15 protein-coding genes, 1 rRNA gene and 1 other annotated feature are annotated in these 18,044 nt (G+C 39.6%); of the genes, 2 read left to right on the forward strand and 14 right to left on the reverse strand.

What is annotated here, in order from left to right; all coding sequences use genetic code 11:
- Positions 1-90: 90 nt before the first annotated feature.
- The 10 genes from metK to SOS22_RS08450 all read right to left on the reverse strand — a co-directional run bounded on the left by metK (position 91) and on the right by SOS22_RS08450 (position 13,923).
- Positions 91-1,182: a methionine adenosyltransferase gene (metK, locus tag SOS22_RS08405; protein ID WP_320596918.1), complete on the reverse strand. Its 1,092-nt coding sequence runs from the start codon at positions 1,180-1,182 to the stop codon at positions 91-93.
- Positions 1,183-1,408: 226 nt separating this feature from the next.
- A complete protein-coding gene (locus SOS22_RS08410; protein WP_320325965.1) occupies positions 1,409-1,594 on the reverse strand; it encodes a hypothetical protein in 186 nt (61 codons plus the stop codon).
- Entirely contained in the window at positions 1,591-3,504 is a 1,914-nt protein-coding gene (gene metG / locus SOS22_RS08415) for a methionine--tRNA ligase (RefSeq protein WP_320596919.1), read from the reverse strand. Before metG ends, SOS22_RS08410 begins: the two co-directional genes overlap by 4 nt.
- 31 nt (positions 3,505-3,535) lie before the next feature.
- Positions 3,536-3,735 (reverse strand) — a binding site (T-box leader).
- A 36-nt stretch (positions 3,736-3,771) separates the two neighbouring features.
- Positions 3,772-5,325: a PHP domain-containing protein gene (locus SOS22_RS08420; protein ID WP_320596920.1), complete on the reverse strand. Its 1,554-nt coding sequence runs from the start codon at positions 5,323-5,325 to the stop codon at positions 3,772-3,774.
- Positions 5,326-5,393: 68 nt separating this feature from the next.
- Positions 5,394-7,034 (reverse strand): hypothetical protein, encoded by a 1,641-nt coding sequence (locus SOS22_RS08425; protein ID WP_320596921.1) that lies wholly within the window; start codon positions 7,032-7,034, stop codon positions 5,394-5,396.
- An 83-nt stretch (positions 7,035-7,117) separates the two neighbouring features.
- On the reverse strand, positions 7,118-9,523 hold the full coding sequence (locus SOS22_RS08430; RefSeq protein WP_320325969.1) for a glycogen/starch/alpha-glucan phosphorylase: 2,406 nt from the start codon (positions 9,521-9,523) through the stop codon (positions 7,118-7,120).
- 80 nt (positions 9,524-9,603) lie between these two features.
- Positions 9,604-10,089: a winged helix-turn-helix domain-containing protein gene (locus SOS22_RS08435; protein ID WP_320325970.1), complete on the reverse strand. Its 486-nt coding sequence runs from the start codon at positions 10,087-10,089 to the stop codon at positions 9,604-9,606.
- Between the two features lie 48 nt (positions 10,090-10,137).
- On the reverse strand, positions 10,138-10,449 hold the full coding sequence (locus SOS22_RS08440) for a septum formation initiator family protein (protein ID WP_320596922.1): 312 nt from the start codon (positions 10,447-10,449) through the stop codon (positions 10,138-10,140).
- Between the two features lie 9 nt (positions 10,450-10,458).
- Positions 10,459-12,306, reverse strand: a complete 1,848-nt coding sequence (gene mnmG, locus SOS22_RS08445) for a tRNA uridine-5-carboxymethylaminomethyl(34) synthesis enzyme MnmG (protein WP_320596923.1) — start codon at positions 12,304-12,306, stop codon at positions 10,459-10,461.
- Positions 12,307-13,923 carry an oligosaccharide flippase family protein gene (locus tag SOS22_RS08450; RefSeq protein ID WP_320596924.1) on the reverse strand — a complete coding sequence of 539 codons (1,617 nt, stop codon included), beginning with the start codon at positions 13,921-13,923 and terminating at the stop codon, positions 12,307-12,309.
- Between the two features lie 99 nt (positions 13,924-14,022).
- On the opposite strand from SOS22_RS08450, the gene SOS22_RS08455 reads away from it, so the two are divergent.
- Both SOS22_RS08455 and SOS22_RS08460 read left to right on the forward strand, forming a co-directional pair.
- Entirely contained in the window at positions 14,023-14,301 is a 279-nt protein-coding gene (locus SOS22_RS08455; protein ID WP_320325974.1) for a Dabb family protein, read from the forward strand.
- On the forward strand, positions 14,301-15,776 hold the full coding sequence (locus SOS22_RS08460; RefSeq protein ID WP_320325975.1) for an NAD(P)H-hydrate dehydratase: 1,476 nt from the start codon (positions 14,301-14,303) through the stop codon (positions 15,774-15,776). Before SOS22_RS08455 ends, SOS22_RS08460 begins: the two co-directional genes overlap by 1 nt.
- A 13-nt stretch (positions 15,777-15,789) precedes the next feature.
- Here the strand turns inward: SOS22_RS08460 and SOS22_RS08465 are convergent, their stop codons facing one another.
- The 4 genes from SOS22_RS08465 to rrf form a co-directional block, all read right to left on the reverse strand.
- Positions 15,790-16,083, reverse strand: coding sequence for a hypothetical protein (locus tag SOS22_RS08465; protein ID WP_320596925.1), 294 nt, complete (start codon positions 16,081-16,083; stop codon positions 15,790-15,792).
- Position 16,084: 1 nt separating this feature from the next.
- Entirely contained in the window at positions 16,085-16,369 is a 285-nt protein-coding gene (locus tag SOS22_RS08470; RefSeq protein ID WP_320325977.1) for a hypothetical protein, read from the reverse strand.
- 10 nt (positions 16,370-16,379) lie between these two features.
- Positions 16,380-17,840: a DUF1846 domain-containing protein gene (locus SOS22_RS08475; protein ID WP_320596926.1), complete on the reverse strand. Its 1,461-nt coding sequence runs from the start codon at positions 17,838-17,840 to the stop codon at positions 16,380-16,382.
- Between the two features lie 72 nt (positions 17,841-17,912).
- A 5S ribosomal RNA gene (gene rrf / locus SOS22_RS08480) occupies positions 17,913-18,026 on the reverse strand.
- Positions 18,027-18,044: the final 18 nt, after the last annotated feature.

Genomic DNA, 18,044 nt, shown 5'->3' on the forward strand with positions numbered 1-18,044 from the left:
ACCTCCACGTATTTTTTGATTATACTCGCTTTTTTCACTTTTTAACATTCAAATACTCAAAGTGGAAAAAAAGACATCGTTGGATGTCTTTTATTTCAATTCTTTAACTTGTTCCCAAGGGAAAGCAGGATCACCAAAGTGTCCATAACAAGCGGTTTTCTTATAAATAGGGCGACGAAGATCCAATTCATCAATGATATGACCCACGCGGAAATCAAAATTCTTTTTGATGATGTCTAAAATTTCTTCATCCGAATATTTTCCCGTTCCAAATGTATCAATATTTAAAGATACAGGATCGGCTTTCCCAATGGCATAAGCCACTTCCACTTCTGCTTTGTGGGCTAAACCACTGGCAACCACTGATTTGGCAACATAACGAGAATAATAAGCAGCACTACGATCCACTTTGGTTGGATCTTTACTGGAGAAACATCCACCACCAATGTGTCCCTTTCCACCATAGGTATCACAAACAATTTTACGTCCGGTCGTTCCACTATCACCAAAAGAACCACCCACAACAAAACTTCCCGATGGATTGATCAAATATTTGGTGTTTTCATCTAACATTTCTGGATCAATGGAAGGTTCGATCACTTCTTTTACGACCAAATCTTTGATTTGATCTTGTGTCACATCGGCACTATGTTGCGTAGAAACTACGATCGTATCAATTCGTTTTGGTACGTCATTTTCATATTGAACCGAGACTTGGGTCTTACCATCTGGACCTAAGACATCTGGATGTTGACGACGTACTTTGGTCAATTGACGGGCTAATTTATGCGCCAAATAAATGGGCAAAGGCATATATTCATCGCTTTCATCACAAGCATAACCAAACATGATACCTTGGTCACCAGCGCCAATTTCATCCCCATTGACCGCATTATGGATTTCTGGTGATTGTTGGTTCACGACCACATGGACATGATATTCTTCTGTATATCCAATTTCACGAATGGTATCCAAAGCAATCTTGACATAATCCAAATTGGCTTTGGTGTTCGCTTCGCCATAAATCAATACAAAATCGTCTTTGATCGTACATTCAACGGCCATATTGGAATAGGGATCTTGTGCAAGTGCTGCATCGACGATCGAATCGGCAACTAAATCACAAATTTTGTCCGGATGACCTTCGGTCACACTTTCACTAGTAAAGATGTAGTTTTTCATTTTTCCTCCTCATATAAAAAAACATACTCGTAAGAAGTATGGTTTTCGCATATACTTCTTATCGGATCTAGTTGGACCACCTTATTTGCCTCTTACAAACAGGTTGGTGCGGGATCTCAGAGCTAGGCCTCTACTCCGACTCTTGATAATGCATATCCTATTTAAACATGATTCATTTCTTTTGACAACTAGACAGTTTGACCTATTTAACTAAAAAAGCGAAAGATCATTCGTCTTTCGCTTTCTGTATGATTTTCGCAAGAAACCAAGTTCGGATCAAGCCATATGCCAATACAACCAAGCCAATCCATACCAGTTCATCATGATCGAGAAAAAATCCAACCAGCCCAATCACAAGACCAAGACCCGCTAGTTGTAGCTGTTGAAATAAAGCTTTTTGTTCCCGTGTCATGAAACTTTTGTGCCATTTGGCATCGGTTGATCGACACTTAAAATCGATAAATGCTTCTTATCCGCTGCACAAAGGATCATACCATTGGATTCGACTCCACGTAATTTGACTGGTTTTAAGTTGGTCACAACGATTACCTGTTTACCAACCAGATCCTCTGGCTGATAATATTTGGCAATTCCACTCACAATTTGCCGTGTCTCATTGCCCAAATCAATTTGTTCAACCAGCAATCGATCCGCTTTTGGATGTTTTTCACACGAAACAATCGTTCCTACTTTTAATTCCACTTTCGCAAAATCGTCCACTTCGATCTTTGGTTCTTCCACCTTTTTTGTTTCTTTGACTGGTTTTTGGGCAAAGAACTTCTTTTCATCGATTCGCGCAAACAATGGCTGCATCTTGGAAATCACTTGATGATCTGTTTCCAATTGACCAAAAGTGGCTAAGGAATCAAAATCGCGTTGTTGTGTTTGTAGCGCATCCAAGATCTTTTGACTAGTTTCTGGTAAGAAACTCGACAACAAGACACCACTGAAACGGATACTTTCCAATAAGTTATAGATAACAGTGGCTAATCGATCTTGTTTAGCGGGATCTTTGGCTAAGACCCAAGGTTCTGTCTGGTCGATATATTTATTGGTTCGACGCAATAAAGTAAAGATTTCATCTAAAGCATCACCAACATGGAAATCATCCATCTTTTTGGTGACTTTAGCTAAGGTATTTTCGGCCAATTCGATCAATTCTTGATCCACCGGTTCAGAAACACCTGGATTGGTGATTTGTCCATCAAAATATTTATTTGACATCGCAATCGTACGAGATACTAAGTTACCTAAAATATTGGCCAAATCACTATTGATGCGTTCAACGACCAAAGGCCACGTAATGGTGCCATCTTGGGCAAATGGCATTTCATGTAAACAATAATAACGTACCGCATCAACGCCAAAGGCATCCACAAGATCCTCGGCATAAATCACATTTCCTTTGGACTTGGACATTTTGTCCTCGCCAATCAACAACCAAGGATGACCAAACACTTTCTTTGGCAGAGGCAGATCCAACGCCATTAAGAAGATTGGCCAATAAATCGTATGGAAACGCAAGATGTCTTTACCAATGATATGTGTGCCTGGCCAAAATTTTTTAAACTTTTCTGGTTGCTTGTCTAAATAAGGATCATATCCCAGAGTTGTAATGTAGTTGAACAAAGCATCGATCCATACATAGATCACGTGTTTTGGATCAAACTCGACCGGAATGCCCCAAGTGAAAGAAGTACGAGATACACATAGATCTTGTAGACCAGGACGCAAGAAGTTATTCAACATTTCATTTCGACGGGACTCGGGTTGAATAAAATCGGGATGCTCTTCAATATATTTGATCAATCGTGGTGCATATTTCTGCATATTGAAAAAGTAAGCTTCTTCTTTGGCCTTCTCGACCTTACGTCCGCAATCCGGACAACAACCATCGACAAGTTGGGATTCGGTCCAGAATGATTCACAAGGCGTACAATACCAACCTTCATATTCTCCTTTATAGATATCACCTTGTTCATACAATTTCTTAAATACTTTTTGAACAATTTTTTCATGATCTTTGTTGGTTGTACGCACAAAATAATCATAGCTTACATTCATCAAATCCCAGTTAGCTTGAATTTGGCCCGCTACTTGATCCACAAATTCTTGTGGCGTAATGCCTGCTTCTTTGGCTTTTTCTTCAATTTTTATACCATGTTCATCCGTACCGGTTTGAAAATATACATCATATCCTTCGGCTCGTTTATATCGTGCAATCGCATCGGATAAAATAATTTCATAGGTATTGCCGATATGTGGACGACCCGATGTATAGGCAATCGCCGTTGTTAGATAATAAGGTCCTTTCTTTTCCATATCTCATTCCTCCTTAAAAAAAGAGCTTTCATCCAAGGACGAAAGCTCGTGGTACCACCTTAGTTCATGTATCAAAGATACACCTCAAACCCGTAACGAGGGTCACGTTCCTTACTCACCATTCATAAGGAAAGCTCCAAGTCCATTTTCCATACTTCCATTTATTCTTTTTCACCAAACAAGAACTCTCTACAAAATTTCCATATGTACTCTACTTTTCATCGCTTTGTATCATTATACGGCAACTCATACAAACTCTCAACTCTTTTACTTGAGCGCTTCCGATAAGATTCGTACCAGTGGCCATGCTTTTTCTGGACAGCAACAATGTCCCATTTTATATTTTGCACGTGTTGGACCATGGAAATCCGATCCACAAGTCACAAACGCACTGTGTTTTTTTACAATTCGCAATAAGGAAGTCATCGTTGCTTGTCGAATACGTGGTGAAAAACATTCAATACCATCAATTCCCAGTTCCATCATCGCTTCAATGTCTTCATCCGGAATATGATCCATATTCCAACTCGATAAGATGGCGATACCGCCTGCATCATGAATGGCCTTTACCATGTCTTCTAACGCTGGATAATTGGCAGAAACGTAACAAGGACCACCTTTGCCAAACACATCCCGGGTAAAACGACGACGGGCCTGTGTTTCATTTTTGGATGTTTCCAAATATTTTTTCACAAAGGACAATTCACGAACACGTTGATTATGGAAAACCATCTTCGTGATATCCTGTGCTGTGATCGTTTGGAAACGTGAAGTCTGCATCAATGATTCGACATCGATGTGGATACCACAGAAATCTTCAAATTTTTTCGTACGCTCAATGGAGACTTGTTTTTCTCGCATAAGCGAATTTCGTTCAATCTCATCAAAAATTTCCTTGGTCCAATCAATGTAGTAACCCAAGATACGAACGCGATGGCCATGCCATTGGGTATCAATTTCAACACCCGGAATATATTGAATATTATACATAGGTGCAAATCGAACCGCCGCTGCATTGGCACGGGCACAGTTATGATCCGTGATGGAAATGACTTCCATATGCAGTTGATAGGCTTGTTTGAATAAGTCTTCTACATCATAATACCCATCATCACTATAGTTGGATCGCAAATGAAGATCAATGGGAGAAACCAGATCGGCAGAAATCGAAGGAGAAGGTGTGGGTTGTTTTACCACTTTGACCGGTTCTTCAATAAAGGCTTCTGTTTCTTCTTCCAATTCCTCCGACATCGGTGGTTCATGAACAGGCATGGTCTTAAACAACAAGTCGGCCAGCGTTTGTTGGTGTGGTGTTGCACAAACACAGATTGCATTGATGCCCCACCAACCAAGCATACCAAGGACTTGGAAAAAATAACCAATGACCATCAGTGGGATCCCAAACCCAATGGCTTGTCGTAGGATCAAAAATAAACCAGAAACTTCGCGTTTATTTTTGTCTACTAATTTCAAGTTGGTATAGACATAACCAAAAGATTGTCCATGGGTATAGGCGGTAAAAATACCTAATCCTAAAATACTGGTCACAAATAGCAAAGCATACATTAAATAAAAGAGTAAATCAAAAAAGTTTGGTGGAATCAAACCACATAAAATCAACAAAAATTCAATGACCCATATATAAACAGGGAGCAAACAGATGTTCAAATCAATCAAAAACGCAAAAAGATGAGATACAAAATCCGCATGTTTTCGTGTTAAAAATTCTGCTTGTTTGTATCCACCATGTTTATATGCTTTCGATTTGGCTAAAAAATAGGTACGAGACAAATCGATCTTATCGTTATTTCTATCGCTCATCAGTCAAAAACCTTTCTTGTCCTATTATACAAAAAGAAAAACCCACATTCAATCATGTGGGTCAAAAGCTATTCACTTTTTATCTTCTTACGAACGGAAATCATACCAATGATGGCCATGCCACATAATACTGTATAAGATACATATTGACTCGCTACCGCAGTATTGACATTTGTCGGTACATCCATCGCTTTGGCTTCATTATAAAGCTTGGTATAGGTCTTCTGGATCCGTTTGGTCAAGATCGAATTCACTTGAATTTTTTCGGAGGCACTCAAACGATCCCATGCTGATTTGGAACTTAAGATGCGTTGATAATTGGTATAATTGGCACGCTCATAAACAACACCTGTGGAACTGGTCAAATAGGTATTCACAAATGCCTGTGCCGTTGTGGAAGCACTTGTTTTCTCTTTGATCACAACGTTAAATGCTTGTTCAGAAATATTCGTTGCCGTTGGTGTAGTGGTTGTTGGTGTGACCTTTTGTGTTGTGGTTGATAAAGATGTACTTGTTTGCGCTTGGACCACGACTGGTTCGATCACTTTTTCAGAAGCAATTGTATATGGTGAAAAGGCACTCGTTGAAATGGTCACTTCTGTCGCATTATCACTCGTACCGACACTTTTTACATCACCATCACCAGAATCATGAATAACCGATACATTGGTTCCGGCATCAAATTGGTCCGTCGATAATTTGACTTCTACCGCTTTGCGAGGCTCGACCTCTTTGCCATCTTTCCAAAAGGAAATATCAACACTGATGGCTTGATCCACATTCTCACCTAAGACAGCTTTCGCATCGGCCAATGCCGATTGTGTATCCAAAGGAATAACGACCATTTGGGTTCCTTGCTCAAACGCCCCCGCTTGTGCATATACCGTCACTTTGACATGGTTTGCACAACCGGTAAATACCACGGTTTGCGTATTCAACAAAGGCTGGGTATTTTCAACGACCGTTGCTTGTTCATCTTGTTTTGTTGCGGTGTTCTCTTCTTGTTTGGTTGAAGAAGATGGATTCGTTGTCGCATTGGAACGGTTTTCCGTTTCATTCGAACGATTGGTCTCTGGTTGTGAATCCGTCGTTGTTTCTTGCGAAGACGATGCACTCGGTTGTGAAGTTCCTTCACTTGTTGGTGTACTCGATAACGAAGTCGTTTCGTTTGATGGCGAATGGGTTTGCGTAGTTGATTGCGACAAAGCTTCGTTCGAAGTCAAATGAGTTGGTGTACTCGATGGCGAGGATGTTTCTTTCGATGTTGACAAATTTTCTTGCGTCGCTTCTTCTTCCTGCTTTTTCTTTTCGGCTTCTTGTTGTGCTTTGATTGCTGCATCCTTATCCTTCGCTGCTTTCAACAAAGAATCATACGTTGGATACGCATTTTCCGTATTCTTTTTGATCAATGCATCGATGGCTTCTTTTTTGGTATCATCCTTAGCCAATTCCTGATAGGTTGTTTCACTATCAAGGATCGTCTGATAGTTCGTATCATCCACAGCCTTAAAGGCTTCATAAACGGTTTTATTGTCCACTATTTTTTTATTGCTTAAACAATACTTTATAAAATCTTCTGGAGTTTCGATCTTTACTTCTGTGATTGGTGTTGTGCTTGTGCTTTCCGCATGAATGGGCATTGCCATTGGAATTATCATCGAAGATGAAATCAATACGGAAGCCATGGCCTGTTTTAATGAAAACTTCATGATCACCCTCCTATCACTCATTACCATATTCTACCTTAAAAATCCATAGACGTCTAGCAAATAAAAAAAGGAGCCGGAGCTCCTTAGAATGTAACTTTGTCCAAGTTCCAGATTTGGGTTGCATACTCTTCAATGGTACGATCACTTGAGAAATAACCCGATTTCGCAATGTTGATCAACATCGTACGGGCCCAATTATTGGTATCGCGATAACGCGCTTCCACATGATTTTGCGCTTGGGAATAAGCCCCAAAATCAGCCAATACAAAGAATTCATCCCCTTGCGTCAAGATATCGTTATAGATCAAACGGAATGCATCTGGATCCTTTGTCCAATATCCATTACGTAAAGAATCAATGACCCGGCGAATCTCATCGTGTGTACGATAATAATCCCAAGAATGATAGGCTTGTTCGTGTTTTAAATGGTTGATATCTTCAACATGTAAACCGAAGATTTCCGCATTTTCTTCTCCTACTTGATCAACGATCTCTACATTGGCACCATCTAAAGTTCCCAATGTCAACGCTCCATTCATCATGTATTTCATATTTCCCGTACCACTTGCTTCTTTACCAGCGGTAGAAATTTGTTCTGAAACATCGGCTGCAGGAATCAAGATTTCGGCAACGGATACAGAATAGTTAGGAATAAAGACAACCTTCAAGAATTCATTGGTTTCTGGATCGTTGTTTACACGATCCGCTACAATGTTGATCAATTTAATAATTTCTTTCGCTAAATAATAACTTGGTGCCGCTTTTGCCGAGAAGAAGAACGTTCTCGGATAAATACGATAATTTGGATCCTCTTTCATATGCATGTATACATTCATGACATTAAAGATATTCAATAATTGTCGTTTGTATGCATGTAAACGTTTGGACTGACAATCAAAAATGGAATCGACATTGATATCAATATTCATTGTCTTCTTGACATAATCGGCCAAAATTTGTTTGCGTTGTTTCTTCACATCCATGAATTTTTGTTGAAGAATTGGATCTTCTACATAAGGCATTAAATCTTGTAATTTTTCTGGATCTGTTTTAAAGGCATCACCAATGGTATCTTCCAACAAACTAGTTAATTGTGGGTTGCAATACATCAACCAACGACGATGCGTAATTCCATTGGTCTTGTTGTTGAAAAGATTTGGTTCAATGGTCGCAAAATCTTTAAATACATCATCCACCAAGATTTGGGAATGCAGTTTCGCAACACCATTGACACTATGACTACCAACAATGGCTAAGTTGGCCATATGAACTTGTCCTTCACGCAATACCGCAACATTTGGATAAATGGCACATAAACCAAGATGATCCACTTCAAACTTCCAACGACGATCAATTTCTTCAATGATCATATAAATACGTGGTAACAATTTTTGTACCGTTTGTTGTGGCCATTTTTCCAATGCTTCCGCCATGACCGTATGGTTGGTATATGCAACGGTTCCCTTGACAATTTTCCATGCATCATCCCATTCATAATCGTATTCATCACATAGAATACGCATAAGTTCTGGAATGACCAATACCGGATGCGTATCATTCAATTGAATGGCGACTTTGTCTGGTAAGTTATCCAAAGATGGATATACTTGTAAATGACTTTCTATAATTTGTGAAAGTCCCGCACAAACAAAGAAATATTCTTGTTTCAAACGAAGCTCTTTGCCTTCTGGCGTAGAGTCATCTGGATATACATTCGCCGTCAATGCGGTGACATCATCTAAGTATTCATTTAAATTTCCGGTAGGTGCTGTATCTTCATCGACTTCCGCATCCCACAAACGTAAGGTATTGGTTGTTTTGGTATGATACCCAATGATTGGTTCATCATAAGGTACAGCCCGGACAACAAAATCTGGATGATGGAATGTCTCAAATTTTCCTTTGTCATTGATATATCCATCTACATATCCACCAAATTTAACACGAACACCATGATATGGCTTCCATACTTCCCAAACATTGCCATACTTTAACCAGCAATCTGGCATCTCTACTTGTTCATCATTTTCGATACGTTGTTTGAATAATCCATAACGATAACGAATGCAGTTTCCGTTTCCTGCATAATTCAAGGAAGCAAGAGAATCCATGAAACAAGCGGCTAAACGTCCCAAACCGCCATTTCCTAATCCGGCATCACTTTCGATTTCTTCTAAATCGTTGATATCCATGCCTAATTCTTTTAATCCTTGACTCACTGTATCATAGATACCTAAGTTCATTAAGTTGCTGGTCAACAAACGACCCATTAAGAATTCCATCGAAAAGTAGTATAACTGCTTTGTCTGATGTTTCTTGACGGCATTCTTCGTTGCTTTCCAATTGCTGTTGGCATATTCACGGATCATATTTCCTAAAGCCAAATAGCGTTCTACATTTGATGTATCTTCAAAATCCCGGCCATACATGTCAGATGTTGTTTCTTTAAAGCGCTCAACAAATAATGCTTCAGAATTGAAACTGTTCATATTTGTCCTCCCAAACTTTCAATTGGTATTAAGATATAACGATTCGAAGGAAAAATCAAGTATTTACGGATGCTTAAAATTTACTTTCGCTTATTTACACTGCCTACCCAATAATATCCAATTCCTTTGCGAACACCAATACGCTCTTTGCCAATTTTTTTACGAAGTCCCATAATAAATACACTCAACGTATTATCTTGGATCTCAGCTTTGGAATGACTTAATAAATCAATCAAAATATCACGGGTCAATACAATATGGGCATTTTGTAGAAATGCTTCCAATAAGAGCAATTCACTTGGTGTACAAGCTATTTCTTGCTGATTGATCGTAACTTTTTTGTTCATTCGATCATAAACCAATCCATCCGATTCAAAATAACGATATTCTAAAGGCACTCCCATCGAAAAATAGGCACGTAAAAGATCTTCATTATAATGACGAAGAAGCTTCGCAAAACCATCTTCATTTATGGTATATTCACCATTTTCTGTTTTTTGATATAGATCATGCTGTTCTACATACTCTGCAAGAACACGACTATGGATCTGAATTGATTTTGTCATATTTTATATCCTTTCTCCCATAGAAAAAGTGGCTAAAATGCCACTTCCTTAGTTGTTCGTATCATCGTTAGAAAATTTAAATACTTGTTCTCCTTCTTTTGTTACAAGATATTTGCCTCGGGCAATATATTCAATATAATCAGGATCCGATAAGTCTTTTTTCTTTTTCGTCAATTCTTTTTTCTCAGCCTTTAAAACACTTTGCTTCTGCTGCGTATCCGAAATACTGCGGTGCAGATCATACATCGTCTTTAACTCGGAAAAACCAGAAAAAATCATCAAAGCGGCGCAAAGAACCATAGCCAGCTTTAACATCGGTGATAATCTTCTTCGCTTTTTCTTATTATGAGATCTGGCCATATGCTCCTCCTATCGAACTTTCATTGCCAATACCGCAATATCACTCGGATTAATTCCTGAAATACGACTTGCTTGCCCTAAAGTTTGTGGACGAACAGCATCCAATTTTTGTCGTGCCTCTAAAGAAATATTGTCCATATGCGCATAATCCAAATCCTCTGGCAAGGCAACAGATTCCATTTCTTGTAGATGCCGGGCATCTCGCTTTGCTTTCTCGATATACCCCTTATATTTTACATCAATTTCAATATGTTGATTCATAAAATGGCCAAAATTGACACCTGTAATGGATGAAAGACCCTCAATCGTCACTTTAGGACGCTTTAATAATTCAATTTCCTTCATACCACGATCGGTTGGCGTAAATCCCAAAGAAGTCAAATAGGTATTCAGTGCTTGATCGGCTTTCACATGCGTTTGTGATAAAACTTGTTTGGCTTGTTGCACAGCTTCTCGCTTTTGACAATATTGATCATACCTTTCTTTCGATACACAACCTATTTGGTAGCCTAGCTCCAACAAGCGTTCTTCCGCATTATCATGACGCAACAACAAGCGATATTCCGCACGACTTGTCAATAAACGATAAGGTTCTTTTGTTCCTTTGGTGCATAAATCATCGATCATGACACCAATATATGCTTGATCTCGACGCAACACAAAGGGCGCTTTTCCATCGACTTTTAAAGCCGCATTGATCCCCGCCATCAATCCTTGACCTGCCGCTTCTTCATAACCACTTGTACCATTGACTTGACCTGCCGTAAATAAATTTTCGACAATTTTATTTTCCATATTTGGCTTCATCTGCAAAGGATCAATAGCATCGTATTCAATCGCATAGGCATATTTTTTAATCGTACAATGCTCCAAACCAGGCAAAGAATGCACCATTTCTTCTTGTACATCAATCGGCATAGACGTCGAAAAACCTTGCACATACGTTGTATCCATCGACAAAGATTCCGGTTCTAAGAACAATTGATGACGAGGCTTATCCGCAAACCGTACAAGCTTATCTTCAATACTTGGACAATATCGTGGGCCTACCCCTTTTACTAATCCCGAATACATCGCCGAATCATGTAAATGTGAACGAATGATCTCATGGGTTTTGGGCGTCGTATAAATCAAATGACAGACTTCTTGTTGATCAAATGGTAATACATCTTCGGGTTGTGTCGTTTCACTAAAGCGCAAAAACGCATTGGTGCCTGGCTGTACACTCGTTTTGGAAAAATCAATCGTATTGGTCAAAACACGAGGTGGTGTCCCTGTTTTTAAACGAAACGTTCGAATACCGGCTTGACGTAAACTTTCCGAAAGCGATTGTATCGTCGGTTGTTCTTCTGGTCCCGATTCCGTAGCTGTATGTCCTCGCAAAACCGAAGAAGACATATATGTTCCAGTCGTTAGAACAACGCTCTTGCCCCACAATTCGGTACCATCCGTACACCGCACACCCTCGATTCGATGATTTTTGATCATCAAAGAATGAGCCATTTTCTCAACCACCGTTAAATTCGGTGTATGAGAGAGCGTTTCTTTCATAAATTTTTTATAAGCAACTTTATCACTTTGTACCCGCAAAGACCATACCCCTGGTCCTTTGGTCGTATTTAACATTTTAAACTGTAGGGCCGTGCGATCGGCGGCAATGGGCATCAAACCACCCAAAGCATCAATTTCACGAACAACGATTCCTTTGGCCGGGCCACCAACACTTGGATTGCAAGGCATCGAACCCGCCATATCCAAAGAAAGGGTCAATAAAGCGGTTTGTTTCTGCATTCGACTTGCAGCCATCGCCGCTTCAATACCGGCATGACCAGCACCAATCACAATGACATCATACATTTATTGTGCCTCCTTTTTAGGTCGTCCAATATGCACATGAAAAGCTAATTCAGGAACTTTCAAGGCAATTGTAACAAGCATGAATACCAACAAACTAATCAATCCATTGATACACATCGTAATGAAGCATACGATCTTACGCGAAGAAACACTACCTAAACCAAGATGTGTCAACACCATCGATGTGATCCACAAAGCCACTAAACCAATGCATACTCGAATCACAATTTGTCCTACGCGTTTATAAGAAATATGATAATGGATCTTTATTTGTCGCAGATTGGAAAAGAATAAATAACCATCTGCAATCAAAGAAGCCAATACGGCACCACCAAATCCCATCATCATCGTCATCGGTACCATCAAGACACCCTTTATGATCGCATTGATGATCATTCTTTTTAAGACGAGGGATTGCAGTTTTAATGCCATCATCAAATTGGTTACCACTGGTAATAAAGTACCGGTTATGGCTTCCAGCGTCAACCATTGTAAGACCATGGTACTGGTATTTAGATCATCCGTATAAAATAAGGTATAGTTCAATGGTGCTGCATAAGCAAATAAACAAAAAGATACTGGTAAACCTATATATAATACGACACCCAAACAATCCACCACATTTTTTTGGATCAATCGCTTATTATGCTTGGTCAAAGCCGAGGTGATATGGGGAATAATGGCAGCCGTAAATCCAGGCGCTAAGACCATAGGAATGGCCGTCATTTTGACTCCAACATAGGTAGTCGCCGAAATAATCGAAGATACTTTCGCTTCACTTGGATAGTAGGCTTTCAATCCAGCTGGCAATAATACCGCATTATAAATTTGTTGGCTATATCCCAACAAAGAAGAAATTAAATAAGGGATGGCCAAAATAACCAATTCCTTAATGATCTCATTGCGTTTTAAAGCAGGTGTTGTTTGTGCTTTGGCTTGGACAACAATTTCCTGTGATCTTGCCTTATCAAAATGATGAATTTGAAGAATACCAGCAATGGCAGCTACCGTGGTCGATAAGACCGATGCATACAATGCCCATTTTCGTTCCCAATGAAAAACATAGACCAATAAACAGGCGGCTGATAATAAAAAACCAACTCGGAAAATTTGTTCGAAGGCTTGAGAAAAGGCATATTCACCCATTTCTTTCAGACCTTGATAATATCCACGAAAAGCAGACAATACGGGCACAAAAAATAAGGCAATGGCTAAGATACGCAAAACATTGGCCATGATGGTCGGATCACCAGCCACCATCAATGGTGCTAGCGCCCCAGAAAAGGCCATCAATAACAACATGCCAATAAAGCCTAAAAGCGATAACATCGCAATTGACACTTTTTTGACCAATAAAACCGTTTTAGGATCATCTAATACCGTATATTTTGAAACCATGGTCGCAATTGCGAATGGAAATCCAGCTGTAAATACATTCAGTACATATGAATATATATTATAGGCTTGGCCATAATATCCCATATATTTGACATTCCCTAAGATACTAGAAAATGGAATGGCATAAATGATACCTATTAATTTTGCAACAAAAAGCCCGCCAGTTCCAACAAGTCCTGACAGGATGATCGACTTTTTTACTTTGGATTGATTTTCCATAGAGCCTGTCCCCTTTGAGTTTAGATTATAACACATGTAGTGAAAATGTAAGCATTTTTTTGTTGACTAGTGTATCATGAAAATGAAAGTGAGGTTTGTATGACACATATCGTATTTTTTAAATTAAAAGAACCAACTCCCGAAAATCAAGATCAATTAGCTGCCATTTTAAATAAAATGCAAGGAAAAATTGATCTGGTCCATGAAATGGAAGTCGGTAAAGATTTTCTTCATTCCGATCGTAGTTTTGATGTTGCCTTGATCGTTCGTTTAGACAAAGAAAACTTAGATGCCTATCAAAAAAATGCCTTGCACTGTGCTTGCAAAAAAGAATTTGCGCCATTGGTTGCCTGTTCAAAGACGGTTGATTTTGAATAATGAGTGCCATTTGTTCAGCCCAACAAGCACGCGATTTTGATCAACGAACGATTAAACACTATCATATTCCTGCGCTTGTCTTGATGGAACATGCAGCCATCGAATGTGCACGTTTCATCGCCAAGAAACATCCAAACCACCTATTGATCGTATGTGGTTCTGGCAATAATGGTGGCGACGGTCTAGCGATGGCTCGCTTATTGATCCAAGCCCATATTCCTGTGGATGTTTTTCTGATAGGCACCCATTTTTCCGATGACAACCAATATCAACAAGCCATTTTAAAACAAATGGGCATTCCCATCCTAACTGATTGGGCCACCATCAAAGACCATTCCTATACCTATATCATCGATTGTCTTTTTGGCAATGGTCTAAGTCGTGAAATCAAAGATCCATATTATTCTTTGATCAATGAAATCAATCATCATGCATCCCCAACCATTGCGATCGATATGCCCAGTGGACTCGATGCAACAACCGGTGAAATTCTCGGCATTGCCATTCATGCGGATATCACCTTGTCACTCGATTGTATCAAATGGGGACAAATCACCAATCAGGGTCCTGCCCTTTGTGGTCAGCTCCATTGTTTAGAAATTGGCATCATTCATGATACACCAACGATGGAACGCATTGATGAAACGAACATTCATTTACCGAAACGTTCCAATCTTGCTCATAAAGGATCCTTTGGGAAAGCCTTGATGATTGGTGGGTCAAAAGCGATGCATGGTGCCATTACGATGGCAGCCAAAGCATGCTACAAAAGTGGCATTGGGACCCTAACGCTCATGCTACCTGCTAGTATTGCCGATATTTTAGCGTATAAAATGGATAGTGCTATGCGTCTGATTTATCCACAACCAAACTTTGATAAAAAGAGCAGCACGTATCTACAAGCTCATATAAATGCCTTTGATGTGTTATCGATTGGCAATGGTATGGGGCAAGTCCCATCCACGATCGATATGGTACATACCGCATTAGCTAGTTCAAAACCCGTACTGGTAGATGCCGATGGATTATGGGCCTTAAAAGACCATCCAGAATGGTTGCATCGCCAAGCACCAACGATCATTACGCCCCATGTCAAAGAATTTAGTTATATCTCTTCACTACCGGTTTCTACCATTGCCAAACATCCATTGGCAAGTATCCAAACCTTTGTGGAAGCATATCCAGATGTCACATTGGTGTTAAAGTCCAATGTGACCATCGTTGCGCAAGGTCAATCGCAATATGTCCTATATGCACCAAATAGTGCTTTATCCAAAGGAGGTAGTGGCGATATTTTATGTGGAATCATCACGGGATTGTTTGGCCAAAGCCAAAATGCGTTAGAAGCAGCCGTAACCGGTGTATATATTCACAGTCAATGTGCCAAACTAGATGTGGATCCGGCATGTGTACAACCAGAAGATGTCATTGATCAATTACCGATTGTTTTTCGGCAATTACGAAAAAAGGGCTGATCCAAAGCCCTTTTTATTTGATTTCTAAGTAATAAACATCTGGATGAAACATCGGCGTGTTATATCCATAGTCCATCCATGTTTCATCATGCGCTGACCAATAAGCATTGAATTGGGGAATCAAGGTGTTCCATGTCGGTTCTGCGCATTGGATCGTTGCATAGAATTCGGAACAATCAATCAACGAATCTTGATTGCGGACGGGTGAAAAATGAAAATCGCCCAATTTGGACAAGGCAGATTGAACATCCTCTATTCGTTGACTTTCTAAAGAATCCACCACCACATATAACGTATAGGTATGCATCTTATTTTGTGTTCTTTAATACGTACTGACACAATTTTTTCAAATTGGTATCATTCGATAACGTAATGACTTTTCCTAAACCTAGATTCAAAGACGCAATGACTGGTTGGTCGTCTTCTACTTGCATATTTAAAGTGCCAGTGGCATTCACATAGAAAACATCATATAAATATCCGGTACGATTTCCTGCTTCATTTTTTTCTCGCAACGTAAATTCAAACGCATCCTTATTTTTTAAGATAATGCGGACAGCGCCTGCCCCTGAGCTTGGTAATGCTTTTGCCATAGTATTCCTCCTATCGTTTATCGGCTTCGTAGGTCACTTCGAGACCCAATTGTGTCAATATGGATAAATCTTCTGCTTTTAATAAACATGTAAAATGGGCTTGACATCCTTTCAATTGAGGAATGACATCCAACGCTTTTTTTGCATCGCTATTATGAACCGCACTCAGTGATAGCGCAATCAAAACTTCTTGAATGTGTAGTCGTGGATTCAAACTACCTAAATATTTCGTCTTAAGATCTTGAATGGGTCCAAAAGCTTGTGGTGCAATCACATTTTCATTGTCTGGTAATAGAGCTAAATATTTCAAGGCATTGATCAGAGTATTGGATACGGCCCCCATAAAATTCGTCGTTTTTCCGGTGATCAAGGTTCCATCTGCTAATTCAATGGCACCAGAAAAGCTATGCGTCTTCTTGGCTTTATTACGGGCAGCCACCAAACATTTTCGATCTTCGATCGAAATGCCCGCTTTTTCCATGATGATGGTTTGTTTATTCACTTCATCCATGGAACATTGTTCATTCACATAACGGGTATAACTTTCAAAATAACGGCGGATGATCTCTTGTTGACTGGCTTGACAACAAATGGAGTCATCTTCGATCGCAAAACCAGCCATATTCACTCCCATGTCGGTTGGACTTTGATAGGGACAACACCCAAATATTTCTTCAAAAATATTTTTTAAAACAGGAAAGATCTCCACATCACGATTGTAGTTGACCGTTACTTTTCCATAGGCTTGATAATGGAAAGGGTCAATCATATTGACATCGGCAAGATCAGCCGTAGCGGCTTCATATGCCAAATTAACGGGATGATTAAGGTCTAGATTCCAAATTGGAAAGGTTTCATATTTGGCATAACCAGCTTTGACACCACGGATATTTTCATGGTAAAGCTGGGATAAGCAAGTAGCCATCTTGCCACTGCCCGGTCCTGGTGCCGTAACGACAACCAAAGGTCTAGAGGTTTCAATAAAATCATTTTTGCCAAACCCTTGTTCGGAAATGATGGACTTCGCATTGGTTGGATAGCCTTCAATATAATAATGGTGATACACTTTGATGTTTCGTCGTTTCAATTTAGCTTTAAAACGATCGATGGCTTTGGAATGATGATATTGCGTAATAACGACACTACTCACATATAAGTCACGAGATGTAAACTCTTTGATCAAACGTAAAACATCTTCATCGTAGGTGATGTTTAGATCCCCTCGTATTTTATTATTATCAATATCCTTTGCACAGATCACGATCACAATTTCTGCTTGTTCTTTCATGGTCATCAGCATTTGTAGTTTACTATCCGGCGCAAAACCAGGTAATACCCGACTGGCATGATAATCATCAAAGAGTTTACCTCCAAATTCGAGATATAATTTGTCATCAAATTGCGCAATGCGCTCTTGGATATGTGAAGACTGCATATCTAAATATTTTTTATTATTAAATCCTTTTTTCATACGTATCCTTTCGTAAAAAGTTGCCAAGAATATGATAACGATGAAAGAAAAAATTATCAACATAAAAAAAAGACCCGGCAGCGTGCTAGGTTCGCAGGGGCAGGCCCAACTATCTTCGCCGCGGGAGTGCTTAACTTCTGTGTTCGGGATGTCAACAGGTGTATCCACTCCGCTATCGCTACCGGATCGTGAGAGATGATCTCT

The sequence above is a fragment of the Absicoccus sp. genome, assembly GCF_034090965.1.
Lineage (GTDB): Bacteria > Bacillota_I > Bacilli_A > Erysipelotrichales > Erysipelotrichaceae > Absicoccus > Absicoccus intestinalis.

What these genes read in the sequence shown, in the direction of transcription:
- SOS22_RS08430 (WP_320325969.1), bottom strand. Translation starts at nt 9,523, where the DNA reads ATGAACAGTTTCAATTCTGAAGCATTATTTGTTGAGCGCTTTAAAGAA.
- mnmG (WP_320596923.1), bottom strand. Translation starts at nt 12,306, where the DNA reads ATGTATGATGTCATTGTGATTGGTGCTGGTCATGCCGGTATTGAAGCG.
- metK (WP_320596918.1), bottom strand. Translation starts at nt 1,182, where the DNA reads ATGAAAAACTACATCTTTACTAGTGAAAGTGTGACCGAAGGTCATCCG.
- SOS22_RS08440 (WP_320596922.1), bottom strand. Translation starts at nt 10,449, where the DNA reads ATGGCCAGATCTCATAATAAGAAAAAGCGAAGAAGATTATCACCGATG.
- SOS22_RS08425 (WP_320596921.1), bottom strand. Translation starts at nt 7,034, where the DNA reads ATGAAGTTTTCATTAAAACAGGCCATGGCTTCCGTATTGATTTCATCT.
- SOS22_RS08455 (WP_320325974.1), top strand. Translation starts at nt 14,023, where the DNA reads ATGACACATATCGTATTTTTTAAATTAAAAGAACCAACTCCCGAAAAT.
- SOS22_RS08410 (WP_320325965.1), bottom strand. Translation starts at nt 1,594, where the DNA reads ATGACACGGGAACAAAAAGCTTTATTTCAACAGCTACAACTAGCGGGT.
- SOS22_RS08450 (WP_320596924.1), bottom strand. Translation starts at nt 13,923, where the DNA reads ATGGAAAATCAATCCAAAGTAAAAAAGTCGATCATCCTGTCAGGACTT.
- SOS22_RS08470 (WP_320325977.1), bottom strand. Translation starts at nt 16,369, where the DNA reads ATGGCAAAAGCATTACCAAGCTCAGGGGCAGGCGCTGTCCGCATTATC.
- SOS22_RS08465 (WP_320596925.1), bottom strand. Translation starts at nt 16,083, where the DNA reads ATGCATACCTATACGTTATATGTGGTGGTGGATTCTTTAGAAAGTCAA.
- metG (WP_320596919.1), bottom strand. Translation starts at nt 3,504, where the DNA reads ATGGAAAAGAAAGGACCTTATTATCTAACAACGGCGATTGCCTATACA.
- SOS22_RS08475 (WP_320596926.1), bottom strand. Translation starts at nt 17,840, where the DNA reads ATGAAAAAAGGATTTAATAATAAAAAATATTTAGATATGCAGTCTTCA.
- SOS22_RS08420 (WP_320596920.1), bottom strand. Translation starts at nt 5,325, where the DNA reads ATGAGCGATAGAAATAACGATAAGATCGATTTGTCTCGTACCTATTTT.
- SOS22_RS08435 (WP_320325970.1), bottom strand. Translation starts at nt 10,089, where the DNA reads ATGACAAAATCAATTCAGATCCATAGTCGTGTTCTTGCAGAGTATGTA.
- SOS22_RS08460 (WP_320325975.1), top strand. Translation starts at nt 14,301, where the DNA reads ATGAGTGCCATTTGTTCAGCCCAACAAGCACGCGATTTTGATCAACGA.